At 42.0% G+C, this 26,676-nt stretch carries 25 protein-coding genes and 2 tRNA genes; 14 read left to right on the forward strand and 13 right to left on the reverse strand.

Annotated features, from left to right (window positions below):
• Nucleotides 1-32 precede the first annotated feature (32 nt).
• The 3 genes from alr to JXA84_07000 are packed head-to-tail and all read left to right on the forward strand — an operon-like array spanning nucleotide 33 to nucleotide 4,160.
• Nucleotides 33-1,175, forward strand: coding sequence for an alanine racemase (gene alr, locus JXA84_06990; GenBank protein ID MBN1150946.1), 1,143 nt, complete (start codon nucleotides 33-35; stop codon nucleotides 1,173-1,175).
• Nucleotides 1,172-1,888 carry a hypothetical protein gene (locus JXA84_06995; GenBank protein ID MBN1150947.1) on the forward strand — a complete coding sequence of 239 codons (717 nt, stop codon included), beginning with the start codon at nucleotides 1,172-1,174 and terminating at the stop codon, nucleotides 1,886-1,888. The genes alr and JXA84_06995 overlap by 4 nt, the downstream gene beginning before the upstream one ends.
• A gap of 4 nt (nucleotides 1,889-1,892) precedes the next feature.
• Nucleotides 1,893-4,160, forward strand: a complete 2,268-nt coding sequence (locus tag JXA84_07000; GenBank protein MBN1150948.1) for a sodium-translocating pyrophosphatase — start codon at nucleotides 1,893-1,895, stop codon at nucleotides 4,158-4,160.
• A gap of 46 nt (nucleotides 4,161-4,206) precedes the next feature.
• Here the strand turns inward: JXA84_07000 and JXA84_07005 are convergent, their stop codons facing one another.
• Nucleotides 4,207-4,905: a hypothetical protein gene (locus JXA84_07005; protein MBN1150949.1), complete on the reverse strand. Its 699-nt coding sequence runs from the start codon at nucleotides 4,903-4,905 to the stop codon at nucleotides 4,207-4,209.
• Nucleotides 4,906-5,039: 134 nt separating this feature from the next.
• Here JXA84_07005 and yajC point away from each other — a divergent pair, with 134 nt between their 5' ends.
• Genes yajC through purF form a run of 3 tightly spaced genes read left to right on the forward strand, consistent with a single transcriptional unit; the run spans nucleotide 5,040 to nucleotide 7,805 of the window.
• On the forward strand, nucleotides 5,040-5,405 hold the full coding sequence (yajC, locus tag JXA84_07010) for a preprotein translocase subunit YajC (GenBank protein ID MBN1150950.1): 366 nt from the start codon (nucleotides 5,040-5,042) through the stop codon (nucleotides 5,403-5,405).
• A complete protein-coding gene (gene fmt, locus JXA84_07015) occupies nucleotides 5,402-6,319 on the forward strand; it encodes a methionyl-tRNA formyltransferase (GenBank protein ID MBN1150951.1) in 918 nt (305 codons plus the stop codon). The genes yajC and fmt overlap by 4 nt, the downstream gene beginning before the upstream one ends.
• A gap of 1 nt (nucleotide 6,320) precedes the next feature.
• Nucleotides 6,321-7,805 (forward strand): amidophosphoribosyltransferase, encoded by a 1,485-nt coding sequence (gene purF / locus JXA84_07020; GenBank protein ID MBN1150952.1) that lies wholly within the window; start codon nucleotides 6,321-6,323, stop codon nucleotides 7,803-7,805.
• Here the strand turns inward: purF and JXA84_07025 are convergent.
• From JXA84_07025 to JXA84_07045, 5 genes are all read right to left on the reverse strand, one after another.
• A complete protein-coding gene (locus JXA84_07025; protein ID MBN1150953.1) occupies nucleotides 7,761-8,573 on the reverse strand; it encodes a sugar phosphate isomerase/epimerase in 813 nt (270 codons plus the stop codon). The genes purF and JXA84_07025 overlap by 45 nt on opposite strands.
• Entirely contained in the window at nucleotides 8,551-9,408 is an 858-nt protein-coding gene (gene lipA, locus JXA84_07030) for a lipoyl synthase (GenBank protein ID MBN1150954.1), read from the reverse strand. The genes JXA84_07025 and lipA overlap by 23 nt, the downstream gene beginning before the upstream one ends.
• Nucleotides 9,408-10,964 carry a hypothetical protein gene (locus JXA84_07035; protein MBN1150955.1) on the reverse strand — a complete coding sequence of 519 codons (1,557 nt, stop codon included), beginning with the start codon at nucleotides 10,962-10,964 and terminating at the stop codon, nucleotides 9,408-9,410. The genes lipA and JXA84_07035 overlap by 1 nt, the downstream gene beginning before the upstream one ends.
• Nucleotides 10,965-10,978: 14 nt before the next feature.
• A tRNA-Thr gene (locus tag JXA84_07040) sits at nucleotides 10,979-11,051 on the reverse strand.
• A 55-nt stretch (nucleotides 11,052-11,106) separates the two neighbouring features.
• The gene (locus tag JXA84_07045; protein MBN1150956.1) at nucleotides 11,107-11,784 is read right to left on the reverse strand and encodes a DUF882 domain-containing protein; all 678 of its coding nucleotides are present in this window, start codon (nucleotides 11,782-11,784) and stop codon (nucleotides 11,107-11,109) included.
• Between the two features lie 88 nt (nucleotides 11,785-11,872).
• Between JXA84_07045 and JXA84_07050 the strand changes: the two genes are divergently transcribed.
• From JXA84_07050 to JXA84_07065, 4 genes are read left to right on the forward strand one after another with little or no spacing between them, the layout of a single operon-like run.
• A complete protein-coding gene (locus JXA84_07050; protein MBN1150957.1) occupies nucleotides 11,873-13,591 on the forward strand; it encodes a proline--tRNA ligase in 1,719 nt (572 codons plus the stop codon).
• Between the two features lie 11 nt (nucleotides 13,592-13,602).
• Nucleotides 13,603-15,129, forward strand: a complete 1,527-nt coding sequence (locus JXA84_07055) for a phenylalanine--tRNA ligase subunit alpha (protein ID MBN1150958.1) — start codon at nucleotides 13,603-13,605, stop codon at nucleotides 15,127-15,129.
• Entirely contained in the window at nucleotides 15,129-16,820 is a 1,692-nt protein-coding gene (pheT, locus tag JXA84_07060; GenBank protein MBN1150959.1) for a phenylalanine--tRNA ligase subunit beta, read from the forward strand. Before JXA84_07055 ends, pheT begins: the two co-directional genes overlap by 1 nt.
• 26 nt (nucleotides 16,821-16,846) lie before the next feature.
• On the forward strand, nucleotides 16,847-17,230 hold the full coding sequence (locus JXA84_07065; GenBank protein ID MBN1150960.1) for an OsmC family protein: 384 nt from the start codon (nucleotides 16,847-16,849) through the stop codon (nucleotides 17,228-17,230).
• 33 nt (nucleotides 17,231-17,263) lie between these two features.
• Here the strand turns inward: JXA84_07065 and JXA84_07070 are convergent, their stop codons facing one another.
• Both JXA84_07070 and JXA84_07075 read right to left on the reverse strand, forming a co-directional pair.
• On the reverse strand, nucleotides 17,264-17,914 hold the full coding sequence (locus tag JXA84_07070) for an MBL fold metallo-hydrolase (GenBank protein MBN1150961.1): 651 nt from the start codon (nucleotides 17,912-17,914) through the stop codon (nucleotides 17,264-17,266).
• Between the two features lie 18 nt (nucleotides 17,915-17,932).
• Complete coding sequence (locus JXA84_07075; protein MBN1150962.1) at nucleotides 17,933-18,583, reverse strand: MBL fold metallo-hydrolase; 651 nt, start codon at nucleotides 18,581-18,583, stop codon at nucleotides 17,933-17,935.
• Between the two features lie 24 nt (nucleotides 18,584-18,607).
• On the opposite strand from JXA84_07075, the gene JXA84_07080 reads away from it, so the two are divergent.
• From JXA84_07080 to feoB, 4 genes are all read left to right on the forward strand, one after another.
• The gene (locus JXA84_07080) at nucleotides 18,608-19,690 is read left to right on the forward strand and encodes an adenylate/guanylate cyclase domain-containing protein (protein MBN1150963.1); all 1,083 of its coding nucleotides are present in this window, start codon (nucleotides 18,608-18,610) and stop codon (nucleotides 19,688-19,690) included.
• Between the two features lie 75 nt (nucleotides 19,691-19,765).
• Nucleotides 19,766-20,176 (forward strand): metal-dependent transcriptional regulator, encoded by a 411-nt coding sequence (locus JXA84_07085; protein ID MBN1150964.1) that lies wholly within the window; start codon nucleotides 19,766-19,768, stop codon nucleotides 20,174-20,176.
• 47 nt (nucleotides 20,177-20,223) lie between these two features.
• On the forward strand, nucleotides 20,224-20,469 hold the full coding sequence (locus JXA84_07090; GenBank protein MBN1150965.1) for a ferrous iron transport protein A: 246 nt from the start codon (nucleotides 20,224-20,226) through the stop codon (nucleotides 20,467-20,469).
• An 18-nt stretch (nucleotides 20,470-20,487) separates the two neighbouring features.
• Complete coding sequence (feoB, locus tag JXA84_07095) at nucleotides 20,488-22,791, forward strand: Fe(2+) transporter permease subunit FeoB (GenBank protein MBN1150966.1); 2,304 nt, start codon at nucleotides 20,488-20,490, stop codon at nucleotides 22,789-22,791.
• A gap of 197 nt (nucleotides 22,792-22,988) precedes the next feature.
• On the opposite strand, the gene JXA84_07100 is transcribed toward feoB, so the two are convergent.
• From JXA84_07100 to JXA84_07120, 5 genes are all read right to left on the reverse strand, one after another.
• Nucleotides 22,989-23,062 (reverse strand) — tRNA-Ala (locus JXA84_07100).
• Between the two features lie 54 nt (nucleotides 23,063-23,116).
• Nucleotides 23,117-23,899: an ABC transporter permease subunit gene (locus tag JXA84_07105; GenBank protein MBN1150967.1), complete on the reverse strand. Its 783-nt coding sequence runs from the start codon at nucleotides 23,897-23,899 to the stop codon at nucleotides 23,117-23,119.
• Nucleotides 23,899-24,816 carry an ABC transporter ATP-binding protein gene (locus tag JXA84_07110; GenBank protein MBN1150968.1) on the reverse strand — a complete coding sequence of 306 codons (918 nt, stop codon included), beginning with the start codon at nucleotides 24,814-24,816 and terminating at the stop codon, nucleotides 23,899-23,901. The genes JXA84_07105 and JXA84_07110 overlap by 1 nt, the downstream gene beginning before the upstream one ends.
• Nucleotides 24,817-25,668: a hypothetical protein gene (locus tag JXA84_07115; GenBank protein MBN1150969.1), complete on the reverse strand. Its 852-nt coding sequence runs from the start codon at nucleotides 25,666-25,668 to the stop codon at nucleotides 24,817-24,819.
• On the reverse strand, nucleotides 25,665-26,561 hold the full coding sequence (locus JXA84_07120; protein ID MBN1150970.1) for an ABC transporter ATP-binding protein: 897 nt from the start codon (nucleotides 26,559-26,561) through the stop codon (nucleotides 25,665-25,667). The genes JXA84_07115 and JXA84_07120 overlap by 4 nt, the downstream gene beginning before the upstream one ends.
• Nucleotides 26,562-26,676 lie beyond the last annotated feature (115 nt).

The raw sequence follows: 26,676 nt of genomic DNA on the forward strand, positions 1-26,676 counted from the left end.
ACCAACGCCAATTTTCAAAGAAGAGAAAAACAATGAGAGCTAGCTCCTTGAGCTTGGTCGAGATCAACGAAAACAATCTCTCCGAAAACATCAGGCTTTTCAAAAATCATTTAGGTAAAAATGTTGAATTCGCGCCTGTTATAAAATCAAACGCATACGGGCACGGTTTGAGGGAAGTGGTGGGTATCTGTCTAAAAAACGGCGTGAGTACTTTTTGCGTTGCTTCACTCGAAGAAGCCCTCCTCGTTAGAGAGCTGTCTTCTGAAGCGAGAATTATTTGTTTGGGTTATGTTTCAATCAAAGAAGTGAGAGAAGCAGTTGGTAAATCGATTGAGTTGACAGTTTTCAACGAAAAGACGATTGAGCAGGTTTCAAAACAGTCCGTTAAACAGAAGAAAAAATCTCAAATCCACCTTAAAGTCGAAACAGGGACCAACAGGCAGGGTTTTTTGCCTGAAAAGGCGATAAAAGCCGCACTGCTTGCCGCCTCATCGGAAGGAGTTATGTTGCGCGGAGTTTCAACTCACTTTGCAAACATCGAGGATACTACAGAACATGAATTTGCAATAGGTCAGATGAAAATTTTCGCTGAAATCACGAAAAATATAAAAAAAGTTACAAAGAGCCCCATACAAATTCACAATGCCTGCTCCGCCGCGACAATTCTTTTCCCGGAAACACATAACGATTTGGTAAGAGTTGGAATATCCCTTTACGGCATTTGGCCTTCAAAGGAGACTTTTCTCTCGTCTAAAATATCAGGAAAAAACTTTTCCTTGAAACCCGTCTTATCATGGAAAACAATAATATCTCAAGTGAAAACAGTCGAGAAAGGCAGCTTCGTTGGTTACGGATGCACCTACAAAACTTCAACAAAATCCAAACTCGCCTACATTCCAATAGGTTATTACGACGGTTACGACAGGTCTTTGTCTAATATCGGGTGGGTCCTGGTCAGAGGGAAAAGAGCTCCTGTGAGAGGCAGAGTCTGCATGAACGTCGTCATCATAGACGTGACTGATATTAAAGGCGCCAAACTTGAAGACGAAGTAGTCCTTCTCGGAAGACAGGGCGATGAAGTTATTACAGCTGAGATAATGGCGTCGCTCTGCGGGACAATAAATTACGAAATCCTCTCTAGGATCAACCCTCTTATCAAGAGGAATGTCATATGACGGGAATCTGCGTTTTTTCTCCTGAAAGGTCAGCCCAGCTCATCACAGAAGCGGTGGTAAACCTGCCCGAAACACAAAACGCCTTCCAAAACGGTTATCTCGTAATAGCGAATGGGACCATGAATTCAAACATCGCTAAAGCTTTGACCAAGGAGGATTATCCCCAGAAAGAATACACTGTCGGCATAATAGAAAATCATTGTCTTGGTGTCACGCCGCAGAAAGAGAGGATCAAACCTCTGTTATTATTCAAAGGAAGAGCCATCGAAAAAGATTATTTGGATATTCTCCCAGAGATGGGTCATGGAGACGTAATAATAAAAGGGGCAAACGCGGTTGACCCCCATGGAACAGCGGGGATTCTCGTAGCCGGAGAGATGGGCGGGACAATTGGAAGGATTTACGGTCAAGTCATAGCCAGATCCATTGAGCTGATAATTCCAGTAAGCTTGCGAAAGCTCATACCTTCAGTTAAAGCGGCATGCGATAGATTGAAAGGGATAGACATTGAATTCTCAGATGGTATAAAAGCGTCTCTTTTTCCTGTCATTTCCGCCGATATCATCACCGAAAAGCAAGCCGCGAAATTTCTATTTAATGTCGATCTAGAACTTATCGCTTCAGGCGGATTCGGCGATTCGATATCGGATCTAGTCTTTTTTGTCGAAGGATCTTCAAATAGCATAAAAGCCTTAGAATCATTCAGGAGGTGATTTAATGGAAGCAATTTTATTTTTGCAATCACTTGTCTCTTTTGAAAATACCGTTGACAATCTTTTCTGGCTAGCTCCCGCAGGGGCAGTTGTGGCGCTTTTATTTGCCTTCATTTTTTTCAGATCTATCCTCAAGGAAGAAGCGGGTGACAAGAAAATGCGCGAAATAGCCAACCACGTCAGAGTCGGCGCAATGGCTTACATGAAACAGCAATACAAAATCGTGTTCGTTTTCTTTTTGTTCGCCTTCATTTTTTTCGCTTTCCTCGCGTTCGTCCTCAAAGTTCAATCTCGATGGGTTCCATTCGCTTTTCTCACCGGAGGATTTTTCTCGGGTCTGGCTGGTTTTATAGGCATGAACACCGCCACACTGGCTAGCTCGAGAACCGCAAGCAAGGCTAGAGACAGTCTTGACGGCGCGCTGAAAGTGGCTTTTCGTTCCGGCGCCGTAATGGGTTTGACAGTAGTCGGACTCGGCTTGTTAGATATTTCTCTGTGGTTTATAGTATTGCGCCTTTTTGTCGGAATAAAGGATTTAAACGAAATCACGGTGACAATGCTCAGTTTCGGAATCGGCGCTTCATCACAAGCTCTTTTCGCGAGAGTAGGCGGCGGCATCTTCACCAAAGCCGCCGATGTTGGAGCTGACCTCGTCGGCAAAGTCGAACAGAACATCCCAGAAGACGACCCAAGAAACCCGGCTGTCATAGCGGACAATGTGGGCGACAACGTCGGAGACGTAGCCGGTATGGGAGCTGATCTATACGAGAGTTATTGCGGAAGCATTCTTGCTACAGCCGCCCTCGGAGCAGCAGCTGGCGCGAGTTTGGGCCATGGACAATTTCTACTTGTGGTCGCTCCGATGATAGTGGCGGGGATTGGATCTTTTCTTTCAGTTCTAGGAATTTACCTCGTCAAAACAAAAGAAGGCGCTACTCAAAAACAACTTCTTCATTCTCTCTCCGTGGGCATCAACACGAGTTCTGCATTCATAGCTCTTTTGTCTCTCGCCGTCATTTATTTAACTTTAAAAACCGTTCTTTCCGGTCCATCAATTGCTTCAGGTTTCATGGGTAGTATTGTCGGAAGGTGGCCCGGGATCTGGCTTTCTATGCTTTCAGGTCTTTTCGCTGGTATAACGATAGGAAAATCGACAGAATATTTCACCTCTTCGGACTTCAAACCAACACAGAAAATAGCAAAACAAGCCCTGACGGGCACTGCGACTTTAATAATCGAAGGAATCGGCTCCGGTATGCTTTCGACAGTAGTCCCTGTCCTGGCAGTCTCCTCGGCGACTTTGCTTTCTTATTGGCTATCGGGAGGTTTTCACAACGCCTCTTTCGGGCTTTACGGCATAGGTTTCGCCGCGGTTGGAATGCTTTCGACCTTAGGCATTACCCTCGCGACTGACGCTTATGGTCCTATAGCCGACAACGCTGGAGGAAACGCTCAAATGAGCGGTCTGCCTGAAGAAGTCAGGAAAAGGACTAATGCTTTGGACTCTCTTGGAAACACAACCGCCGCAACAGGTAAAGGATTCGCGATAGGCTCTGCTGCTCTGACAGCTCTGGCTCTAATAGCAGCCTACGTAGAAGAGATTAGGGTATCTCTTCTAAGAGCGGGACAGACTGTTCTTGAATTGGGCCATGGAACAATCGAGACGGCTTCCGCGACTTTTTCCGATTTTATGAATTTTTACAGCGTAAACCTGATGAACCCTGTCGTTTTGATAGGGGCTTTTTTGGGAGCCATGCTTCCTTTCGCATTTTCGGCTTTGACCATGAAAGCGGTCGGCAGAGCCGCACAGGCAATGGTCAACGAAGTAAGAAGACAATTTTCCGAAAAAAAGGGGATATTAGAAGGGACAGAAAAACCGGACTACGCTTCTTGCATCCAAATTTCCACTAAAGGGGCGCAGAGGGAAATGATTTTTCCTTCTCTTCTGGCTATAATTACGCCTGTAGTGACTGGTTTTCTTCTCGGCATAGCCGGGGTAATCGGTCTTCTCGTTGGAAGCCTTATCACCGGATTCACACTGGCGATTTTCATGGCAAACGCGGGGGGAGCTTGGGACAACGCGAAAAAATTCATCGAGGAAGGCAATTTCGGTGGAAAGGGATCCGATGCGCATAAAGCTGCGGTCGTGGGCGACACCATAGGAGACCCTTTCAAAGACACCTCCGGACCAAGCCTGAACATTCTTATAAAGCTCATGAGTATGGTCAGCGTTGTGGTTGCGGGTCTGATCATTTCTTTTCATCTTTTGTAAAAAAAGCCGCGAGATTTGCCTCGCGGCTAAAAAAATTTTTTAGCGTTTACTCCGCGTTCAATTCAACAGCAGTGACTTCTTTCAGCGACCAATCCCCAAAAAGCGACATTGAACCTGTCAAAGTGTCGCCTTGTGAAAACTCCAAAAACATCACGCCCCATGAATCAAGGGATTCGTCAAACAAACAAGCGGAAATATAATTTTCAGAACATATCCCGAATCCGGAGACAAAAGAGTTTTCGGCTTCCAAAAGAACATCAAATGTTCTGTCGCCAAATGGTTCAACCAGCATAAGAACCTCTTCTTTCCCATGATCTGAACCTACAAAGAGTCTGAAGACCGAGCTTTTAACAGATAAACCGCATTCAGGTATAACATATTCGTCTTCGGGTAAACCGGTTTTAGAAAGTCTTTCCGAAAATGTTTCCGGATTACCCGCGGTCCAGACTCCATCCAAAGTTTTTTCTTTTATTATGTATATTCCCGAGGCGAAACTGCTGTCGTCTCTTATAGCCAAAAAAAGCATTTCTCCTCGCCTTATACCCACTCCGTCAATGCTTTCGCCTTGTCTGATTTTGAAAACATTTTCATCCATTTCGGAGAAATACGTCTCTATTTCATAATCTTCCCCATAGGCGACATAGGATCCCGCAAGTTCTCCATTCTTTCTCAGGTCAATTTTGTCTGGCTTAAAAGTACATGAAACCATTGCCACAAGAGGCAAAATCAGAAAAATAGTTTTCACCAAAACTCCTCTCTAAAATAATTCAAAGTGTTCGTTGCTTGAGTTCGGTATAAATGATAACATTGCTTTTTTCAATTGATAATCAGATTATTTTTCAAACAGTTTTTTTCGGACAACAATTTTAGGAGGTTGGATTGTTTTTATTCAGATTATATCTTTCAGCCCAGAGCTGCGCTCAAGATACCGCCCAGTCAGGTCAAAGTCAGGGTTCTAACCCTTTGTCGACGCTATTTTCTTTTCTTCCTTTTATACTGATATTCGTGGTTTTTTATTTTCTTCTCATATTTCCGGAAAGTAAAAAAAGAAAACAGCATCAGAAAATGCTGGAAGCAATAAAAAAAGACGACAAAGTTCTCACCTCAGGCGGGATATACGGTATCGTCAAGAACATCAAAGGCAGCGTAGTTGTTGTTAAAATAGCCGACAAAACCGATGTCGATGTCGAAAGAGGTTCGATTATTAAAGTCGTCAATCAGACGGAGGAAGAAAAAAATCCTTGAAGGTTATGCTTTTTGGATCAGACGAATTCAGCCGTGCTTTCGCGGAAAAAACGGGGAATTTGATCGGTTCTATTTTCACCATAGGAAGAAGAAAAAAAGGGAGGGGTCTCAGAGACCGATCTTCTCTTCTCTGGGAATGGGCGGAATCTCGCGATTTGCCGAGATTTGAATCAGACTCCCTCAAAAGCCTCGAGTCGGTCGAATTCGTCAAAAAACAGGCACCGGACCTTTTTCTTGTCGCATCTTTCGGAAAAATGATACCCAAGGAACTGTATTCAACCCCCAAACACGGAGGGATCAACATCCATCCTTCTCTTCTGCCCCGATACCGAGGTATGGCACCGGTCGCAAGAGCGATAATGAACGGAGATCTCCATACAGGCGTGACTTTGCACAAACTCTCCCAAAAGATAGATTCCGGAGACATGATCGTCCAACTAAAAACGGACATAAAACCGTCGGATGACGATTTATCCCTTAAGCTTCGACTAGCCTGTCTTGCCTCAGATATGGTAAAGGAAGTTTTAAATTCACTTGAGTATTTTTTACAAAGAACCATACCTCAACAAGAATCCCAAGCCACATGGGCGAAAGCTATCACCGAGAGGGACAGAAGGATAACATGGAATATGACATCAGATCAAATCGTAAACAAATGCAGAGCGCTGAGGCCTAAACCCACGGCTTACTTTCCGTTCAAAAGTAAAATTATTCAACTTTTAGACGCAGAAAAAGCACCCGAACTCGACAAAGACGCATCGACTTCAACTGTTTTGGAGACAAAACCTTTTACCGTAAAAACTTTGGACGGAGCCGTCGTTTTGAAAAAGCTCAGGCCTTCTTCCAAAAGGGAGATGACCGGAGTGGATTTCGTCAACGGTTGCAGAATATCGAAGGGAGAGTTGTTAGAATAAAATGTGCGGAGTCGTTGGTATCCTATCGAACGAAATCTGCGTTTCGCAGATAATTGACGCTCTCGTGTCAATCCAACACAGAGGACAGGACGCCGCGGGGGCGGTCACCTACGACGGTAAAGTGTTTCACCTCAAAAAAGGCATTGGGCTTGTCAGAAATGTCTTCAAAGAAAAGAACATCAACAGACTGACGGGAAAAATTGGGCTGGGTCACGTCCGCTATCCGACAATTGGATCGGGATCTAACGAAGACGCTCAACCCCTTTACACCAATTCGCCTTATGGAATAGCTATGGTTCACAACGGCAACGTGGCAAATTACAACGAACTCAAAGAGAACCTTCACCTTTCAAGGATTCACGTCAACACATCTTCCGATGTCGAGATAATTTTAAGCGTATTTGCTCAGAGTCTCAAAAAAAAACCTAAATTCAGCAGCCAGGCTTTGTTCGATTCCATAAAAGAAGTCATGGAAAATGTCAAGGGAGGTTATTCGGTCGTAGGCTATATAGCAAATATCGGAATGTTTGCTTTTAAAGACCCTCACGGCATAAAACCACTTTTCTTTGCCAAGAAAAATGGCAATGTTCTTTTCGCTTCCGAAACGGTTGTGGCTGACGTTTTAGAATACGATTTTATTGACGAAGTCAAACCGGGAGAAGCTGTGTGGGTGCCGGAACTGACAAGAGAAATTTCTCGGAAAATCATCTATCAGAAAGAATACAGACCTTGCGTTTTTGAATGGGTTTATTTTGCGAGACCGGATTCTATTATTGAGGGCGTTTCTGTCTACGAAGCGAGATACAGAATGGGTAAAGAGCTCGGCAATCAAATGCTCGCGGAGAAAATTGAAGCTGATGCGGTGATCCCTGTTCCAGACACAGCAAGAACCGCCGCGTTGGCAATAGCCGAGAGGATGAACATACCTTTCAAAGAGGGCCTTATCAAAAACAGGTATATCCTCCGAACTTTCATTATGCCCGATTCCATGAAAAGAGATTATTCCCTTAGACACAAGCTAAACCCGATAAAATCGGAAATAAAAGGGAAGAGGATAATTCTAGTCGACGACAGCATAGTAAGGGGAGTGACTTCAAAAAAAATCATTTCTCTGGTAAGGGAGGCTCAGGCTTCAGAGATAATTTTCGCGTCGACTTCACCTCCCATAAGACATCCTTGTGTCTATGGAATAGACATGCAGACAAAAAGAGAATTAATAGCAAACGCCAGATCTATTGATGAAGTTAGGAAATTTATCGGCGCAGACCAATTGTTCTACCTGACAATCGAAGGTTTGAGAAAAAGTGTTTCAGGCGTGAATCCATCCCTGATTGGCGAAACCAATTTCTGCGACGCCTGCTTTTCGAACAACTATCCCGGAGGGATCACGGAAGAGGAATTGGACCTTGTCGAAAAAGAAAGGCTGAAAGACAGGTTCGTGCTAAGCAATAAGATCTCTCATTCTCTCTTCAGCAAAAAGAAGTAATTCACCGAGGTTCAGATCTTTCTTAACGCTCTTAGAAGCTTCTATCACGCATTCGAAACCTGACTTAAAAAAATCTTCGATTTCCCCTTTTGAATGTCCTGGCGCATCTCCCATACCCGGCAGAAAGTGTCTGTCCCTTAAACCGTCATTGTCGTTTAGATGAACAGATCTAACCCTAGATAAGAAATTATTGGGCAGTGAATCAAGTTTATTGCCCGATATTCTCAAATGTCCTAAATCGAGACAAGCCCCCATATTGTCGAAAGGCTTCAAATACTTTGCAATATCCTGCGGGTCCGTCGCCAGCCTCGGTTTCATAAGATTTTCCATAAGAAGCTCTACGTTCCACCTGAAAGAAAAATCAGACAATTCTTCGAGTGATTTTTGGAGAGCCCATTCTTTTTCCCCAATTTGATAATCGTTCTGTGTGTCAGCGTGAAACACGACATACCTCGCTGACAGTCTGTGGGCTATCACCACTGCTTTTTCGACTTCTCTAAGAGCCTTAATTCTTTCATATTCATCCGGACAGCATATCAGGGCATACATCGGAGCGTGAAGAGAGATGACTTTGATTGCATTTTTTCTGCATAAAAACCTTATCCTATCCGTGCTTTCAGGATCGTCATAATCCCAATGATCTGATTCAACCCTTATCTCAACTTTTTTGAAATCTGTGTGTGCAATCTCCTCGAGAAAATCAAAAAGACCGGATGGAATCGCTATAGAACTCGACAACACAAAATCAGATATTTCTAATTTTTTCATAATACTCCTTGGCTCTGTAGGAACTTCTTACGAGTGGTCCGGATAAGACAGCCTTCAAGCCTGCATCTAAAGCCATTTGTTCAATCAGCTCAAACTCTTCGGGTCTTAAATATCTCTGAACGGGTAAGTTGTTTTTCGAGGGCTTCATGTATTGTCCTACCGTTAAAATATCGGCGCCGGAAGACACTATGTCTTTGAACACTTCTTGCAGTTCCGCAAAACTCTCCCCCATTCCGACAATCAATCCCGTTTTGGTTATCAATCCCATCTTCTTTGAATATTGTATTACATCAAGAGATCTGATATAATTAGCCCCAGGTCTTATTTTTCTGTAGAGAGAAGGAACTGTTTCGATGTTGTGATTCAAAACGTTTGGTCGAGCGGACAGGACATTCAAAAGAGAATTTCTATCTCCTTTGAAATCCGGTATCAAGACTTCAACCCCAGGTTTTTTTTCGCTGTTTTTCACCTCATTGATAGCTTCAGAAAAAATTCCCGCCCCACCGTCCGGCAGATCATCTCTCGTCACTGAAGTTATCACTACATAATCGAGTCCCAATTCTTCTGCAGCTTTTGCCAGCCTTAAAGGTTCTTTGTCGTCAACAGGACCAGGAGTTCCGGACTCTACCCCGCAGAAAGCGCAATTCCGGGTGCAGACCCTTCCTAAAATCATGAAAGTAGCTGTTTTTTTGGAATAGCATTCTTCTCGGTTGGGGCATTTTGCCTCTCTGCAGACAGTGTTCAAATTTTTCAAACTGATTATTTTCGAAGTTTCAAGTGAAAGCTCTGAGAGAAAAGCCTTTCTCTTGAGCCATTGTGGAATTCTCTCTTCCATTAAAACAAAGTTATTTTCTGGGTAACCTGTATGGTAGCTTCACCTGAATTGAATACACCGTTGACAAAATAGAGACTTATTGGAAGAGCCATCCCGTTTCTGTCCCTTCCGTCCCATGAGAAACAATGCTGCCCTTCCTCCAGCCGGCCTTCGAAAACAGTCGCCATTTCCCTTCCTGTGATATCGTTAATGGTAATTCTTATGTTTCCCGGAACCAATGCCTCTATAAAAAATTTCGCTCCAGTCGCGCCTAGTGAACTTGGAAACACGCTCATAATTCGAACTGGGAGGGAATCAGTTGAATTCGTCACGGTCTGAGCGTCTGACCTTATGAATTCGATCAATTCGTCGACAATAACTGAATAGCGATTGGAACCAGAAAAGTTTTGAGGAAACAATACCATTAAATTGCCGGATCTTGCCAAAATCGGAATGCTGGAAATTCTCAAAAGTGTGTCTTCAAAGGGACAGGTAGAAAAATTGTTGACTGAAAAATAAAAATCCAATGGCAATTCCCCGTACAAAGTTCCACATATGTTATCGTATTCCATAACTTCCGAGGGATTCAGCGTAAAACCCGAATATTTCGTGAAGTTGGAAGAATACAAAGCTTTTAGGGCTGAAAAACCCAAGAGGACAACTGGTTTTTCTCTGTAAATTTCCGAAATGTACTTTGCCAAATCGTCGGAAACGACAAAGTTTTCACCTGTTCTGACAAAAACAATCGAAGCATTTTCGCAGAGGTCTCTGCATGTCTCTTCTGTTATGTATGAAATAGGAATAATGGCAGTTTTATGCAACCCTAAGCCATCATCTGGGTTCTTTAATTCTTTTGATTCATTTACAAGGTTCGATAATTCAGTAGCTATTCTCAATCCTGAAGGTCTTTCGTCGACATCGGTTAAAAAAACATACTCATAATCGGCATGGTCAGAGACATAAAAGAAATCCAAAGGACTCTTAACCGGTAAGGCGTTACCAAAATTATTGACGAGCACTTCAGCGGAATAAAATCCTGGTCCTATGTTTCCGAATCTGACTATCATTGAATTGGAATCGAAAAAGGAAGAAGAGATGGAAGTGTCCCACATGTCGGGAAATCTTCTGATCCTGACGATTCTTCCAAACCTCTGATTTACAAAAGGATTGTGAAATATCCTGACAGTAGCGTTTTTCTCAGAAACCTCGGTTTTTAAACTGTCTATCCTGAATACCACTGGAATCTTGAAAAGCAGGGATTCGCTTGTTTCGCCTTTGTAAGCGGACATCAAGACGTGTATCACTGTATCAGGCGCTAAATTTTGCCTAAACGTCAATTCAATATTGCCCCTCTGTCTTGAAGGATCAAACCGGGAGCAGTGAATTACGTAAAAATTTCCCTGAACTGCGACCACGCTGTCGAACTTTTTATTTTCTTCCTGAATTGAAAATAAAAGGGATACTCTTTCTCCGGGGGAAGCAAATCCGTCTGAATTAGCGGACTCTGATTCGTCTATAAGGCCAAACTCGACTTGGGTGACTGCGGCTTTCAAGGGGCAGAAAATTATCATCGCCACCAATAGGCACAAAAAGCCGATGGGCGGATTCGAACCGCCTACCCGCGCATTACGAATGCGCTGCTCTACCATCTGAGCTACACCGGCCTTCTTCATAATTCATAAATTATAAATCTAATTGACAATATTTCAACAGCAAAATTCATCTGACAGGTTCGCATCCGGTTTCGTCAAAGGGAATTCTTTTGTTTATGTGAAAATAAACACCTGAATACACTCTGCAGTCTAAATCTCTGCCTTCATTTTCAGCGTATGGGTGTATCCACCAAATATCGGTTTTATAAGAAGGATAAGCGTAATAACTGTAAACTGATCCAGAAGACCTCGGTCTCAGCCCCACCTTCGATACTACTGGATACGAGCTGTCTCCGTTTTCTTCTATAACCTTAAGCAAAGATTCCAAAACATTTTCCGGTCTGTCTTCGTAGCCTTCGACATAGAAATCCGCAGCAGCTCCCATTATGTGTTTAGATGTCATTGATACTTCATGCGGATTACCTGAATCTCCATTTTCGTTTACATATTTATACAAGTCTGCGGCAATATACCTGTTGTGCTTTATCGACCTGTACCCAGATATTATAAAGACTTGAGAGTTTATCTCGTTTTGAAGATCGTTGAGTAAATCCAGAAGATCCGGGTCTATTCCTCTTCTCGGAAGAGTTCCCGAATCGCCGTCGTAAAAAGTTTCTCCGTTCCAGACGATAGGTGGATTTTCTCCAGAATCCCCTTTACACCTGAAATCTTCGACGGTGATTTCCCTTAGTCGCAATGAACTGCCGGGGAGCAAAGCAAAAAAAACAATGAGTGCAATATACAATAAGATAACACCTCCTTTTTTTGGTAAGGTCGGTTTTTCTTGTCCTTGTAAGCTCAATATGTTATATCACATTTTCAAAGGAGGAGATATGTTTTGGTCTAAATATTACATACCAACAACCAAAGAGATGCCTTCAGACGCTCTTCTGGCTAGCCATAAGCTGTTGTTGAAAGCCGGATTCATAAGACAGGAGCTGTCCGGCGCCTACAATTACCTCCCCCTCGGTTTGAAGACCATAGCTAAAATAATGAGAATCGTGAGGGAAGAGATGAACGCCATTGAAGCAGTGGAGCTTCTTGCGCCTTCACTCGCCTCCAAAGAGACTTGGCAAGCCACCGGTCGGTGGGAAGATTTCGGAAGCGATATGTTTAAATTCAAAGACAGGAAAAACAGAGACATTTGTCTTGCTCCAACCCACGAAGAAATAATAACAGGACTCGCCAAGAGAGACTTCCGGTCATACAGGGACCTGCCCAAATACCTTTATCAAATTCAGACTAAGTTCAGGGATGAACCTAGGCCTAGGAGCGGCGTTCTAAGGATGAGGCAGTTTCTCATGAAAGATTCATACAGCTTCGACAAAGACGAAGAAGGTCTTGCGGTTTCATACGAATCGCATAAAAAAGCTTACCAGAGTATCTTCACAAAAAGCGGGCTCCATTTTAGAATCGTCTCCGCTTCAAGTGGCTTGATGGGAGGATCGGATTCAGAAGAATTCATGATACCTTCCGAATCCGGCGAAGATCGAATAGTTTACTGCGAAAAATGCGATTATTCCGCCAACCTTGAGGTTGCATCTTCAAAAGTAGAAAGCATCTCTTATCCTTCAAAGGCCATGGAAAAGGTCAACACTCCTGTGGGGGGGTCTGTTGATGAAGTCTCTGCTTTCTTGGGGTTTAAAAAAGACAGGATGATTAAAAGCTTGCTTTGGATGGTGGGAGAAAAACCTCATTTTCTCCTTCTATGCGGCGAAGACGAGTTGTCGGAGGCAAAACTCGCCAAGCACCTTGGCGCCGGAAGGCCTGCACATGCCGAAGAAATTCTGAAAATCACGGGAGCACCCGCTGGTTATGTGGGGCCGATAGGCGTAAAAAATGTAGCTGTTTACGCCGACGAAAGACTGCAGACAGCGACTGGGATGTGCACGGGGGCCAACGAATTTCACTACCACTTCACCAACATCGACATCGAAAGGGACATTCAAGTCAAAGGATATTTAGACCTGAGAGAGGTCAAAAAAGACGAAAAATGCTTGAAATGCGGAGGTATTCTCAACGTAGAAAACGCTGTCGAAGTCGGTCATATTTTCAAACTCGGCACAAAATATTCAAAGAGCATGAAAGCCAATTTTACCGACGAAAAAGGGGAAGAAAGACCATTTGTGATGGGAAGTTATGGAATTGGCATAGAGCGGATTATGGCTTCTGCAATAGAACAAAATCACGATGAAAACGGCATAATTTGGCCTGTGACCATATCGCCGTTTGAAGTTATTGTCATTCCATTGAATCTACACGACACAAAAGTTAAAAACACCGCTTTTTCATTGTGTGAGGAACTAAAATCTCATTCGATTGAATACATCATCGACGACAGGGAAGAAAGGGCTGGTATTAAATTCAAGGACGCCGACTTGATAGGTATTCCTCTGAGGATAACCATTGGAGAAAAAAACATCGCCAAAGGCTTGGTTGAAGTAAAAAGAAGGGATTCTTCCACCGTGGCGACTGTGCCGATTGAAAAGACTGTCGGAGAAGTCAAAAAACACTTGAAAGATCTCTACAATCTATGCTCAATTACTGAATGAAAGGCGTTTTAATGGAAAAAAATTCTCTCCATCCTCTCGAGATAAAGTTTTTAAAAAACCTTAAAAAGGGCAACAATTTCAGCGTATCCTGCTATCCTCAAAATTCCGGATTGACCCCGGAAAACGTCAGGGGAATCATCGGTTGGTTTAAAGCAAAAAATTGGCTCGAAGAAGTTGAGGAAAAGGTTTCTATAAGAGCGGAGATAACCGACGAGGGAAAAACATACGCCCAAAACGGTCATCCCATGAGACTCGTTTTAGACAAACTTGCAATTTCTCCGCTGACCATAAAAGAGATGATAGAAACCACCGGATACGGACAAGCCGAAATTGGAAAAGCTGTCGGTTTCTTGAAAAAAAATGAACTCGCCCTGGAAAATGACGGCTTTATAAGCCCAACCGGAAAAACTATCCCCGAATACCTTGAAATTTTGGAAAAACTTATGAATACATCTCTCAAAAAAGAACTCGACCTTGAATCCCTTTCAGATATGGAACTCAAGGTACTCGAAGAGAACGCAAAAAAAAGAGGTTCTGGTTCCATATTCAGGCTCAAAGAAATGAAAACGGTCGTTTACCGACTTAACGAAGAAGGTGAAAAAGCCAGAGCTTCAATTGAAGGAGCTGAAGACGCCGAAGAAATTGGAGCTCTTACTCCGGAAATGCTGAGAGAAAGATCATGGGACGGTAAACTTTTCAGAAAATACGGTTTTTCTATTAAACCGAGAACGAAACTTGCCGGCAGATTTCACCCTTACGGCAGATTCCTTGACACAGTCAGAAAAGAATTGACTTCGATGGGATTCACAGAGATGAGAGGTCCTATCGTAGAATCGGAATTTTTCAACAACGATGTTCTTTTCATGCCGCAGTATCATTCCGCCAGAGACATACACGATATCTACATAGTAAAGGAGCCTTCAAAAGCCAACGATATACCAGTCAACATTTTAAAAAAAATTGCTTCCGCTCACAGAGACGGAGGCAGGTCCGGTTCCCGGGGTTGGGGTTATGATTTTGACACTGAAAAAACCCAGCGACTTGTCCTCAGAAGCCAAGGAACCGCGATAAGCGCGAGGGAGATGACAAAAAAACCTCCCGTGCCCGGAAAATTTTTTGCTATAGCCAGATGCTTCAGGTACGACAGCGTCGATGCAACACACGCGCCGGATTTTTTCCAAATAGAGGGAATCGTTCTAGAGGAAAATATTAACTTCAGACACCTTCTTGGTCTCCTTTCGAATTTCGCGCAAAACCTCGCTCACGCAGAAGAGATCAAATTCGTCCCCGGATATTTCCCTTTCACAGAACCATCCGTCGAGGCCATGATTAAACATCCGCAATTAGGATGGATCGAATTGGGTGGAGCTGGTATTTTCAGACCCGAGATCACGGTTTCTCTTGAGATACCTTGCCCGGTGATTGCGTGGGGTCTCGGTCTTGACAGAATGGCAATGAACGCCCTAAAGATAAACGACATAAGAGAATTGTTCACGCAAGATTTCGAAAAAATACGTTCAGCAAAGGTGGTTTTATAATGCCAAAGGTCGTAACGGAAAAACAATCGCTTCTCTCTCTGGCAGAAAAACCCATAAGCTTGGAAAAAATTCAAGAATTGTCATGGCTGGCAAAAGCAGAGATGACCATTTCAGCTGACACGGAAGAAATAACACTTGAATTTGCAGACACAAACAGACCTGATCTATGGTCCCCAGAAGGCCTCATGAGACTCATCAACCAGTATCTTGAGGGAAAAGCCAGGGATTATTCTTACCTTTCGGATCCATACGACAACGAAAAATACGTTATCGTCGAGGAAAGTGTCCAGCGAGTCAGACCATACATAGGTATGTTTCTCTGCAAAATGCCTCCCGTCACAGAAAAGACGCTTAAGAGTTTAATTCAGACACAGGAAAAACTGGCGGAAAATTACGGAAAAAAAAGAAAAATAGTCAGCATTGGACTTTACCCCGCATCTATTGTCGATTTTCCGATAATATACAAAGGCGTAAAACCCAATGAAGAGTCTTTCACTCCTCTTGGATTCGAAGAAGAAATGACTCTGGCAGAAATTTTAGTGAAGCACCCAAAAGGAATCGAATACAGAGATATTCTCGAAGCAAGAAAATGCGTGCCTTTGATGGTAGATAAAAAGGGTGAAATTCTCTCTTTTCCGCCAATCATAAATTCAAGGAGAACCGGAGAGGTGAAAATCGGAGACACATACCTAGCGGTTGAAGCCACGGGAAACGATCTTTCGGCAGTTCGACTCGTTCTGAACATTTTCGCCATGAACCTCAGCGACAGAGGAGGACAAATCACAAGGATGAGGTCGCTGTACCCCGACAATCAAATTTATACTTTTCCCACGGACGAAACTGAAGAGTTCTACCTAAACATACCTCAAGTGAATAATCTTCTCGGAAGCGAATTCGGAATAGAAAAAATTTCGTCTAACCTGAGAAAGATGGGTCTAAAATCCAAAAAAGGTACTTTCGACAAAGAACTTATTGTGACAGTTCCTTTTTACAGAAGGGACATAATGCACGAAGTGGACATTATTGAAGACATCGCTATAGCTTCGGATTACAACGATTTCGAACCTCAGATGCCCGAAAGCTACACCAAAGGAGGCTTGAGTCCACAGCAGGAACGGGTGGACACTGTTCGTCAGATATCAATTGGTATGGGGTTTTTAGAATATATGGGTAATATACTGACTTCGAAGGAGACGATGAAGACTTGCGCCGGAAAGCACAGCGACCCAATCGAAATCGCAAACCCCATGACTTCAATGTTTTCATGTCTTCGGGATTTTCTTTTTCCAGGACTCCTCACCGCAGAATCAAAAAACAGCAAATCCTTGTATCCTCACCATATCTTTGAAACAGGAGAAATCGTGAGAAAGGTTTTCGGACAAGAAGCTCTTAAAACGGACACTGTGTTTTCAATAGCCTACTTGATAGCAGGACCCGAGACAAATTTTTCTGATATATATTCTGTTATTGACACCATTTGCGAAATGCTCTCCGTGAAATTATCTCTTTTGGAAAAAGATTTCGATTTTTTCATTCCAGGCAGAAGCGCTTGTGTCTATCTCAACGGAGTAAATTCGGGATTTTTGGGGGAAGTTTCTCCAAAATTGCTCGATGTTCTTGGAATCAGAATGCCGTTGGTTTTATGCGAAATAAATGACATAAGTTTTTTATTTGAAAGGAAAGCAAATTGAAGTGCACAACTAATTGGATAAGTGACATGAAATTCGAAACTCATCTCGGACACCATACAGTTAAGATGGACACCGTGGAAAATTTTGGAGGTCATGACGAGGCTCCCATGCCGAAAAGCCTTTTGTTGGCAAGCCTTTCAGGATGTACTGGCATGGATGTGGTCTCTATATTAAAAAAAATGCAAGTAAAAAATTACCAACTGCAAATCGAATGCAGCGCAAAACAATCGGATGAACATCCCAAGATTTTCACCGAAATAAACTTAAAATACGTTTTTAAGGGAAAAGACCTTCCTCTTGACAAAATAGAAAAAGCCGTGGACCTTTCCTTCACAAAATACTGCGGAGTGACCGCGATGCTTCAAAAAAGTTCAATTCTGACAAAAGAAATAGAAGTGCTGTCTTTTTAAAATACGAATAATCAAGATTTACGGCGCGACCTCTCATTTAAGAATTTCAACAATTTTTTCTAAAAATTCCGCTCTTTGCGGTCTGTTGTGCCCCGACAACACAATTTCTGGTTTAAAATCCAGGCACTTTTTCAAGTGCTCGATGAACTCAGCTCTATCAGTCTCCAATTCCGGTACTATGTTTTCAGCGTCATCTCCAATATTGTCGCCAACAAAAAGAATTCCTTCGTTTTTATAGAAAACGCTGATGCCGTCGACTGTGTGCCCTGGCGTTGAAAAGATTTGGATTGAATCATCTAAAAAGTTCAGTTCGCCATCGAACGTGACGTTAGGAAAGCATTTCCCGACTTCTCCTCTCGTATATTCCCTCTTGGATGACAACAATTCATCAAAACATTTTTTTTGCAACTCGGCGGATTTTCTGTGGGAAATTATTTCTTTTCCTTTGAAAAAACAATTACCCCAGACATGATCCCAGTGATAATGCGTGTTGACGACTTTGATGGGTTTTTTGGGGTCAATTCTGCTCATGATCAATTCCGAACTATCAGATCCGAATCCAGTGTCGATTATGTAATTGTTCTTTTTGGATCTGACTATATAGCAGTTAGTGGGGCAACCTGGTATTACATACTGGACAAGACAGGTTACATCAGATGAAATCTTTTCAAATTCATGTTCCACTTGGTATTCCGTCTCCTCTCAGAGTTTGTGTTTCAGAACCAAAACCTTTGTCTCCTCGGGCAAACCTCCGATTTCGACTTCACAAGAATCAATAATTTCGACATTGTTTTTATTTTTGAGAAATTCTCCAACTGAAGAAATGGGAAAATCGAGAACTTCGGTTTTATAATGCATAGGAATCACGATTTTGCATTCGAGTTTTTCCGCAATTTCATCCGCCTGATTGGCATCTATGGTGTAATGACCCCCGACGGGCGTCAAAAGAATATCTACTCTTCCAATTTCTTCCCTCTTTGCACCGTCCAAAACTTCTCCAAGATCACCGAGATGACACACCTTCAAACCATCGATCTCTATTACGAATACTATGTTTTCTCCCCTCTCGGATCCGCCTTTGTCGTCATGAAAAGTTTTTACCCCTTTTATCCTGATCCCTTTAACTTTTTTAATCCCTGTCTCTTTGACGACAATGAAATTTCCCGGTACCGATTCCACGCTGTTGTGGTCCGAATGCGAATGGCTTACAACGACTATATCGGCTTCTTCGTCAATCTTCCCATAGCCTACGGAACCACCGCAGCCGCCTGATTTATAAGGATCTGTAAGTATTCTCAAACCGCTTTTTGAAGTGATCATAAAGCATGAATGCCCAAGCCACTTAATATTCATTTTAACCTCCCGTGAGGCGCGACAATGCCGATTATCCTTTTGACTTCATTCTATACACTCAATATTATATTTGCAATGAGCGTTCTGCAAAAAGACAAAACCGTAAAAATCACACTGGGAACTTTTACATCCGGAATCATTTTCGGAATTTTCACTTTTCTTTTCTTGAACATAAGATGGCAGAGTTTTTTACTCGGTTTGATAATTGGCATTCAAGCTTACCTCTACACTTTTTTCATTTCGGATTTCCTCATGAAACGACTGCGTCAGGATCATATTTTGCTTTCTCTTCTTCTAAATTCAATAGCAAGAGTAACGATCATATTTTTATCAATTTTCCTGTCCTTTGAAGTCCTCAGTAGTTTCAGAATCGGGATAGTGAGTTTTTTCAATTTAATAGATTCTTCCTACGATAAAATATTAATAGGTCTGGTATTCGGCTTGGTCCTCAGTCTGATTATCGACGCTTACGAACTATTCGACACCCTTTTAGGCAAGAATATTTTCTTGAAAATCATCGCGGGTAGATTCAACCAGCCGTTTGAAGAAGAACTATTTTTCATGTTCCTCGATTTAACTTCTTCCACCTCGCTCGCAGAAAAGCTAGGCCATAAAAAATATCTTATGTTACTCAACGATTTTTTTCACGATTTAGCAACTCCTGTCAGTCTTACCGGCGGACAAATTTACAAGTATGTCGGAGATGAAGCTATAATAACTTGGAGTTTGAAAAAGGGCTGTATCCGTTCGGCTCCCTTGAGATGTTTTTTTATGATGAGAGAGGCTATAACCAAGAAAAGTAAAAAATACCTCTACAAATACGGGACTGTACCATCATTCAAAGCCGGCTTGCACGTTGGAAACGTAGTCACCGGTGAAATTGGACTGGTCAAAAAAGAAATATCCCACATAGGCGATGCGATCAATACTACTTCAAGGTTAACAGAACTCTGCAAAGAACTAGGTAAACCAATTCTGACTTCCAGGGACGTATTAGAAATAATGACTATGGAAAAAGAATACGTTTTTTATCCTGTGGACGAAAAGGTCCTGCGAGGGAAGACAAAATCCATAGAAATATTTTCGGTGGAACTCAGAAAACAATGATCTAAAGCATTATTTGATTCCCTTTTTAAAAAAACCTCTTGACAAAAACGTTTTTCTTTGTTAGATAAAACTAACATGAACAAAAAAACAAAGAAATATCTTTCTTCCCATATGGAAGACTATCTTGAAGCGATTCTCGATATCGCCAACAAACAAAAAAGAGTACGCGTCACCGACGTGAGTTTGTATCTAAACGTAAGAAAACCGTCTGTAAATTCAGCTGTAAAAAAGCTCAAAGCGATGAAATTGCTGAAGCATGAAAAATACGGAGATATACAACTGACGGAAAGAGGTGAAAAACTAGCTGAAAAAATACTGCAAAAGCACAATGTACTTTTCAATTTTTTAAGCGAATATTTGGATGTCCCGAAAGACATCGCCGCTGTAGAAGCTTGCAAGATAGAGCACAACATCAGCGCAGAAACACTCAAAAAACTCTCCGACTTCATTGATTGTATAAAAAATATGAATTTCCAAAAAAGTTAAGACATGATTTTGAAAAGATTTAACACCCTCACTTTTATGGAGACCTGATGAAAATCGAAAAAGGAAAATCCATACCCCTTTCGCTTGCAAAATCAGGAGAAAATTTAATAATATGCGAACTTAAGGGAGGCGGAGTCTTCAAAGAAAAGTGCATCAGCATGGGAATAATACCAGGCAAAGAAATAGTCATTTCACACAAAAGCAGAAACGGTCCATGCCTCATGAAAATAGGGGATTCAAGGATTATTATTGGCGGCGGAATGATGAATAAAATTTTCGTTGTAGAACCCTGAATCGCCCCTGGGGTAGATTTGAAATCTCGAAAAATAACAGTAGCTCTCATAGGCACTCCGAATTGCGGCAAGACCACTGTTTTTAATTCACTAACCGGCGGAAACGTGAAAACCGGAAATTGGCCGGGAGTGACAGTTGAAAAAAGGGAAGGCAAGTTAAAACCCGACTCTAAAATCGGGTCAGAAGACTATGATTTGTCTATAGTCGATTTACCTGGCACCTATTCACTTTCGGCTATATCAGAAGACGAAAAGGTCGCGAGAGATTTTATTTTAAGCGGCGAACCTTCGATTATACTAAACATTCTAGACGGATCCAACCTCGAGAGAAGCCTTTACCTCACCGTACAACTACTCGAAATGAACGCCCCTCTGATTCTCGCCGTAAACATGATCGATATAGCCGAACGCTCAAGAATTCAACTGGATTTAGAAGAGCTTTCACGGCAATTGTCAGTTCCGGTCGTTGGCATGAGTGCTCTGAGAAAAAACGACGTAAGCAATCTAAAAAAAATTCTCGTTGAAAACGCCGGAAAAAATATTTCCCCGAGGGCACACTTTGAATACGCCAACGAAATCGAAGCCGAAATACACGCTTGCCAGGAGAAAACTTCTTCATATGCGCTTGCCTCAGGTTTAGAAAGCAGATGGCTTTGCATAAAACTTCTCGAAGAAGACCGTTGGGTTTCGTCAAAACTCGTCGAAAATGGTGTCTTCACTGAAAGTGAAATCGGAAGTTCAAAAAAGAAAATTGAAAACATGCTAGGTGATTCAATTGAGATCATTTTTGCTGATCACAGATACGGATTTATTCACGGAATATGCCAGAGAATAATCACAAAACAAGCGGCCAGGGAATCCTATACAGAAAAAATCGACAAAGTAGTATTGAACAGATACCTCAAATTACCAATTTTCCTTATCGTAATGTATGCGATTTTTTGGGCAACGATAACTTTGGGCGGGACTTTCACGGATTTTTTTGAAATGATTTCGGGTGTGATTTTCATCGATGGCCTCGGATTTCTGCTTGAAAAATTGAACTCACCAACTTTCCTCAAGATAATTTTAGCCAATGGAGTAGGCGGGGGAATTCAGACAGTCATAACATTCACTCCTATACTTTTTTTTATGTATATCATGTTCGCAGTACTCGAAGACAGCGGATACATGGCGAGAGTCGCTTTCATCATGGATAAGTACATGAGCAAGATTGGCTTGCCGGGTAAAGCTTTCGTCCCTTTGCTTGTAGGCTTCGGATGCACGGTTCCTGCGATTCTCGCCACGAGAACACTTGAAAATAGAAGAGACCGATTGATGACTATTTTCATAGCCCCTCTGATGTCCTGCGGTGCTAAAATGCCTGTATACGCTCTCTTCACCGCAGCTTTTTTCCCGAAAAACAGTGCTTTAATTGTGATATCTCTTTATTCAGTAGGCGTATTTTTCGCCATCATCACAGGTCTTATGATGAAGTCAACTCTTTTCAGACATCATCATTCCTATTTTGTCATGGAACTCCCCATTTACCACGCTCCGCGCCCAAAACACATATTGTTCCACACATGGATGAGGCTAAAATCATTTTTACTAAAAGCTGGACAAGTCATAGTCATCGCGGTTGCGATACTGACGGTTATCAATTCATTTGGAACAGATGGATCTTTCGGTAACGAAAACAGTGACAAATCCTTACTGACTTTCATGGGTAAAACCATAACACCTCTTTTCCACCCAATAGGGATAGAAAAGGAAAATTGGCCTGCTACGGTCGGTCTTCTTATGGGGGTTTTCGCAAAAGAGTCAGTCATCGGAACTTTAAACTCTCTTTACGCCCAAATAAAAGCCGCTGAAAGTGAAGGTATTCAGGAAGAAGAAAGTTATTTGGAGAAAATTAAAGGAGCCTTTACCTCTATACCCGAAAATTTGTCCGAAGTTTTGCACCCCTTTTTAAAGTTATTCGGTTACCAAGAAGCAACAGAAACAGTCGCGAGTGAAAACAAGATATTCGGTCTTATGAGTTCTTTCTTCAGCAAAGGAGGCTTTCAGGCTTATGCCTATTTGCTTTTTATCCTTTTATATTTTCCCTGCCTTTCTTCATTTGGAGTCATGATCAGGGAGAGTGGCTGGATTTTAGCCGTAGCCAGCGCGGTTTACTTGACCTCAATAGCATGGTCTACTTCCACTCTTTTCTACCAAATGACAGTCGGGAAAAATCTCATTTATATTATGATCGCTGTTCTCGTTTTTGGTTTGAACCTGGGGTTGTTTTTCTTTTTGAAATATTCAGGTTTTTCAAAGGAAGAATACGACTCTGAATAAAATTTCCAAATTTTTCGGCGAAAGATGTTCATAAAAAAATCTTATACCTTAAAAACAGTTGGCTCTCGTTGCTAGATAAATGTTTTGGTGTTTCTGAATCCGGAATGAAATCTTTTTATATCCTGAGACCATCAGTTTACACCTTCAAGAGCCCATTCTTTCTGGTATAAGCATTTTTCAATTTAAGTAAAAAAATATGGAGGTGACCGGATTCGAACCGGAGACCTCCTGCGTGCAAGGCAGGCGCTCTAGCCAACTGAGCTACACCCCCGAATTGATTTTAAATGTAAATACAGATCATTGTCTTGTCAATGATTTTCAAAAATTACAGAACATATCTTTTTCTGCCCAAAATGATAATTGAAGACGCGATAGAAAAAAGGACGACAAGCGAAATCACAAAAAAGGCGGTGACGGGATTTTCCCTCGTAATGGGATTACTGAAAAGACCGCCTCCTCCCCCATTGCCGAGAGAAGGAAGAATTGACCTGACATGATAGATAATCGTAAGTTTCTGCGTCATACCTGGAATAAACTGAACGATCCCCTCCCAGCCGAAAATAAAAACAAGCCCAATCGCTGTCGACTTGGAAGCCAAAAGAGACAACAGAGAAAAAACGGCAAAATAAGCCAACAGAGCCAACGATATGCCCAAAGTGAAATTAAAAAAAATCAAAAGGACACCTGCGTTTAAAAGATGATTGAAAAACATGGTCAGAAAACACAGGATATAACCCGGTATGACAGAAAATAAAACAATCGTCAAAAGAGAAAAGAATTTTCCCATAAATATGTCTTTTTTCGGAACTGGCCTTGATGTGAGAAAGACGAGTGTCTTGTCTTCGATATCTTCCCTGATAAGTGAGCTTCCAAAGAAAACCGCAACGACCGGGCTGTAAAAGCTGACATAAAAAAGATAGGCAAAACCTTTGAAAAAAGACAATTCGTAGGTCAGCGCTTGTCCCTGAAAAAGAGAATATATTTTAACCGCGACGACTATCATAAGAGGGAAAACGTTAAGCAGGATGAACACTCTGGTCCTGGTCCGTCTAAAACCGGGGGCCAGAAACATTTTGTAAATCGCCTTGAAATAATAGAGTTTTTCCATCAAGCCACCAGATAATCGAAAACTGACTGCAAGTTGTCGTCGGCGGCTTCAATTTCATCTATATCAATATTGTTTTCGGTGATAATTCCCGAAAGAAGGGCTGTAAAAACTGCTCTTTTTCTGGTTTTAACAGTTAATTCTTCCTCCGCCAAATCGATTCCGAGAACTATATCCTGCTCGAGCAGGAAGCGTGCGAGTTTTTTAGGTTCTTTAAGCTTTATTCTCACGATGTGAGGTTTAGAATCTATTAATTCTCTGACATCGTGAATGTTGCCCTGGGCGAAAACTTTTCCCTGGTGAATTAGGATTATCTCGTCTGTCATCATCTGTATTTCCGGAAGCACATGCGATGAGACTACTACGGTTTTACCTCTTTGGGAGAATTCTTTTATTATCTTCATGACTTCAATTCTCCATATCGGATCCACTCCGTTTAACGGTTCATCGAGCAATAGCAGGTCTGGGTCATGGGCGAAACTTTGAACTATCCTGATCCTCTGCCTCATCCCCATGCTGTATGTCTTTATCATCCTTGATGATACTTCAAGCAGGCCAAGCCTCGAAAGCGCTTCTTCCGATTTTTTTCTTGAATCTTCAACTGAAAACCCGTGAAGCCTGAGAAGGTTGAAAACAAATTCAAATCCAGACATGTTCTTGAAATAAGAATCGTATTCAGGACAAAAACCTATTTTTCTGAATACTCTGTCATCTGAAAATACGTCAGAGCCAAAAATTTTAACCTCTCCGATGTTTGGCTTTATCTGGCCCGAAACAAGTTTCAAAAAAGTAGATTTGCCGGCACCGTTTGGACCCAAAAGGCCTATGACACCTTCTTCTATTTCAATAGATATGTCGCTGACACCTAAAACTTTACCATACCATTTTGACACTTCTTTCAACTCGATTATCTCTGACATCTACTTTTTTTCCATTTTTGATACCTGAGAATACAGGAGAAATATAAAGAAAAAAGACTGAAAGAGTATGTTGAAAAAAGCGAAAAGGTCGAAATAGCTGAACCCGTTTTCTCTACCGAACAGCAAGTTTCCGGTTCTCTTAACAAGCTCATAAATGGATAAAAAGCTAAATATTTCGCTTTTGAAAATACCGTTGAGCGCTCCGTAAACAGCAAGCCCCAGAAAATACAACACAAAAATTATCACTCCGACAAACCTGCCGTTGTCGGTTAAACTCGAGACGAGAAGGGTCAAAGAAGAAAAGAAAAGCGACACAATGATTGAGAACGCCACGCATGAAAAGAGAGATAACATGCTCATAGTGAAAGTCGGCGAGAACATCGCCTTCAACAGAATAAGAATCAGACCCGGCAGAAGCGTCACACAGAGCATGTAAAAACCTATTATGGACATTTTTCCGGCGATGTAATCCCATTTGCCGAGCGGTCTGGAAAAGTATAGCGCAACAGCGTTTGTTTTCAAATCACCAGCTATCAACTCCGATCCAGCGGCAAGGCTTAGCAAAAGAAGAGTGAAAATCAAATATCCGTTGACGTAAAAGGTTCTCAGTATGCTCGTTATTGAGGACAGAGCTTCTATGTTTTCTTCGATAAAACTAAGTTCGGGTTTGGAAGTAATATAGACGGCTATGACGAAAAAACCGAGTTGGAGCGCGGACATAATCAGCGTCGCTTTCAATAATTTTTTTGAAAAAGCATGGTAAATACCTTCTCTCCATATCGGAATCCAAGGCAGAGATGCCCTCTTTAGCTCTCCATTCCACCTGAAATATCCACGCCGCCTGATTATCATTGTTCCTGCTTGCCTACAGCTCTGATGAATCTGTCGCTAAGAGAGGATTTGATTCGGGAATATCTCACTATTCCGGTTTTTGCTTCAATCGCGTAACGGAAAAAGTTTTTTTTGTCAAAATCTGAAGGCACCATCACTTTAAGACATTTATTCTCAGTCCTTTCAAATTTCAAGCCCTTTTCTTCGAGAATCCGGCAATAGACTGTTTCGTCTCCATCGACTTTTATTTCGACCGCATCCCGGCTTTTTTCCGCCATGGCAATTGTAGGTTCAACCGAGATAATTTTGCCTTTGTCTATTATCACTGCCTTTCCGCATGTGTATTCAATGTCTGGAAGAATGTGGGTTGAAAGAATTATGCTCATGTCGTGATTCTTAGATATGTCATTGATGAGGTCTAGCATCTCTTTCCTGCCTCTTGGGTCCAGACCCGCTGTAGGTTCATCCAAGAAAAGAAGTTCCGGATCGTGTACAATGGCCTGGGCTAATTTGATTTTTTGTTTCATGCCTGTTGAATAAGTCTGTACTCTTCTGTATCTCTGTTCCTCAAGACCAGCGTAAAAAAGTACCTCATGCGCTCTTTTCATTGATTCGACCCTCGGCATCCCGCTCAGCTCTCCGAGGTATTCGACCAGAGTGATGCCGTCCACTTCTGGAAGAAGACATTCGCTCTCAGGCATATATCCGATTTTTCTCTTCAAAATCTTAGCGTTGTTCTTAATGTCTTGACCCAAAACTCTCGCGGTTCCCTTTTTTGGGTTTAAAAAACCAAGTATTATCTTCATAAGAGTGGTTTTTCCGGCGCCGTTTGGCCCCAAAAGCCCGTATATTCCTTTTTCGAGTTTCAAAGTTACTCCGTCGAGAGCTGCGACTCTCCCGTAAGAGAAACTCAAATCTTCTGTTTCGACAATGTACTCAGTCAGGTATAATCCTTTTTATTGATGTTGATATTTTTCCGCGGCTTTCAGCTCGATCTCTAGCATTCTTTTTTTAAACTCTACGTATGGG

The organism is candidate division WOR-3 bacterium (genome assembly GCA_016926475.1).
Taxonomy (GTDB): domain Bacteria; phylum SDB-A; class SDB-A; order SDB-A; family SDB-A; genus JAFGIG01.

What these genes read in the sequence shown, in the direction of transcription:
- alr (MBN1150946.1), top strand. Translation starts at nt 33, where the DNA reads ATGAGAGCTAGCTCCTTGAGCTTGGTCGAGATCAACGAAAACAATCTC.
- JXA84_06995 (MBN1150947.1), top strand. Translation starts at nt 1,172, where the DNA reads ATGACGGGAATCTGCGTTTTTTCTCCTGAAAGGTCAGCCCAGCTCATC.
- JXA84_07000 (MBN1150948.1), top strand. Translation starts at nt 1,893, where the DNA reads ATGGAAGCAATTTTATTTTTGCAATCACTTGTCTCTTTTGAAAATACC.
- purF (MBN1150952.1), top strand. Translation starts at nt 6,321, where the DNA reads ATGTGCGGAGTCGTTGGTATCCTATCGAACGAAATCTGCGTTTCGCAG.
- JXA84_07025 (MBN1150953.1), bottom strand. Translation starts at nt 8,573, where the DNA reads ATGAAAAAATTAGAAATATCTGATTTTGTGTTGTCGAGTTCTATAGCG.
- lipA (MBN1150954.1), bottom strand. Translation starts at nt 9,408, where the DNA reads ATGGAAGAGAGAATTCCACAATGGCTCAAGAGAAAGGCTTTTCTCTCA.
- JXA84_07050 (MBN1150957.1), top strand. Translation starts at nt 11,873, where the DNA reads ATGTTTTGGTCTAAATATTACATACCAACAACCAAAGAGATGCCTTCA.
- JXA84_07055 (MBN1150958.1), top strand. Translation starts at nt 13,603, where the DNA reads ATGGAAAAAAATTCTCTCCATCCTCTCGAGATAAAGTTTTTAAAAAAC.
- pheT (MBN1150959.1), top strand. Translation starts at nt 15,129, where the DNA reads ATGCCAAAGGTCGTAACGGAAAAACAATCGCTTCTCTCTCTGGCAGAA.
- JXA84_07065 (MBN1150960.1), top strand. Translation starts at nt 16,847, where the DNA reads ATGAAATTCGAAACTCATCTCGGACACCATACAGTTAAGATGGACACC.
- JXA84_07075 (MBN1150962.1), bottom strand. Translation starts at nt 18,583, where the DNA reads ATGAATATTAAGTGGCTTGGGCATTCATGCTTTATGATCACTTCAAAA.
- JXA84_07080 (MBN1150963.1), top strand. Translation starts at nt 18,608, where the DNA reads ATGCCGATTATCCTTTTGACTTCATTCTATACACTCAATATTATATTT.
- JXA84_07085 (MBN1150964.1), top strand. Translation starts at nt 19,766, where the DNA reads ATGAACAAAAAAACAAAGAAATATCTTTCTTCCCATATGGAAGACTAT.
- JXA84_07090 (MBN1150965.1), top strand. Translation starts at nt 20,224, where the DNA reads ATGAAAATCGAAAAAGGAAAATCCATACCCCTTTCGCTTGCAAAATCA.
- JXA84_07105 (MBN1150967.1), bottom strand. Translation starts at nt 23,899, where the DNA reads ATGGAAAAACTCTATTATTTCAAGGCGATTTACAAAATGTTTCTGGCC.
- JXA84_07110 (MBN1150968.1), bottom strand. Translation starts at nt 24,816, where the DNA reads ATGTCAGAGATAATCGAGTTGAAAGAAGTGTCAAAATGGTATGGTAAA.
- JXA84_07115 (MBN1150969.1), bottom strand. Translation starts at nt 25,668, where the DNA reads ATGATAATCAGGCGGCGTGGATATTTCAGGTGGAATGGAGAGCTAAAG.